At 51.0% G+C, this 1,485-nt stretch carries 1 protein-coding gene; it reads left to right on the top strand.

The window, feature by feature from the left end:
• A partial coding sequence (locus tag ACN4EG_RS27735; RefSeq protein WP_431633520.1) for an ATP-binding protein occupies nucleotides 1-1,485 on the top strand: 1,485 nt, incomplete at both ends.

Genomic DNA, 1,485 nt, shown 5'->3' with positions numbered 1-1,485 from the left:
CTATCAACTCCTGACAGGCCGTTTACCCTTCAACTCCGATGACCCCCTCGAATTAGTCCATTGCCACATCGCCCAGCAGCCCATTCCCGTCCATCAGGTCAATCCAGACATCCCTGTCATGGTCGCCATGATCGTCGCTAAGCTGATGGCCAAAAATGCCGAAGACCGCTACCAAAGCGCACTAGGTCTTAAACATGATTTAAAACATTGTTTAGAACAATGGAACCAAACGGGCACCATTCCTGAATTCTCCCTCGGGCAACGGGATATCAGCGATCGCTTCACCATTCCTGAAAAACTCTACGGTCGGGAAACAGAAGTCCAGACTTTATTGGATGCCTTCGATCGCGTAGCGTCTCCAGTGGAGAATCAGGTTACGCAAGGGAGTTCGGAACTGATGCTCGTCGCGGGCTTTTCCGGCATTGGCAAAACGGCGGTTATCCATGAAGTTCATAAACCAATTACCCGGCAAAACGGCTACTTTATCAAAGGCAAATTCGACCAGTTCAATCGCAACATTCCCTTCTCCGCCTTTGTCCAAGCCTTTCGCGATCTAGTTGCACAACTCCTGAGTGAAAGTGATGCGCAACTGCACACTTGGAAAACTCAGATCCTTGAAGCCTTAGGGGAGAATGCTCAAGTCATTGTTGACCTGATTCCTGAACTCGATCGCATTCTTGGCCCTCACCCCCCGGCCCCCGAACTCTCCGGAACGGCGGCTCAAAATCGCTTTAATTTCCTCTTCCAACGCTTCATTCAAGTCTTCACTACGGCGGATCATCCTTTGGTCATTTTTATCGATGATTTGCAGTGGGCGGATTCGGCGTCGCTGAATTTAATTCGGGTCTTAATGGCGGAGGCTCAGACGGACTATCTCTTGCTCCTCGGCGCTTACCGCGATAATGAAGTCTTTGCAGCACATCCCTTGATGTTCACCCTGGATGACTTAGCCAAAGCCGGAGCAGCAATCCACACCCTGACGTTGCAACCGCTCAGTGACCAGAGCTTGAATCAACTGGTGGCGGAGACGTTGCAGACCACAGAGGCGGTGGCCCAACCCCTAACGGAACTGGTGATGCAGAAAACCCAGGGCAATCCCTTCTTCGCCACCCAGTTTCTCAAAGCCTTGCATCAAGACCAGTTGATTACCTTCGATCACGATGCGGGCCATTGGCAGTGCGAGATTGGTCGAGTGCGCGATGCCGCCTTGACAGAAGATGTCGTCGAGTTCATGGCAGTCCAGCTACAAAAGCTGCCAGTCGCAACCCAGGATATTTTGAAACTGGCGGCTTGTATTGGTGCGCAGTTTGATTTGGAAACACTAGCGATCGTAGCTGAACAATCCAAAACTGCTGTGGCCGCAACGCTCTGGCAAGCACTACATGAAGGGCTGATTATACCAACCACGCAAGTTTATCGTTTTTTCCAGTCGATCGATCTTGAGCAGTTCGATCAGCAAAATTCCCAAACTCCTGTGAATCCAGG

It is taken from the genome of Alkalinema pantanalense CENA528 (genome assembly GCF_050753345.1).
Classification (GTDB): Bacteria; Cyanobacteriota; Cyanobacteriia; order Leptolyngbyales; family Leptolyngbyaceae; genus Alkalinema; species Alkalinema pantanalense.
Note: the sequence above shows the minus strand (reverse complement) of the source record. Positions and strands in the feature narration are given on the sequence as shown.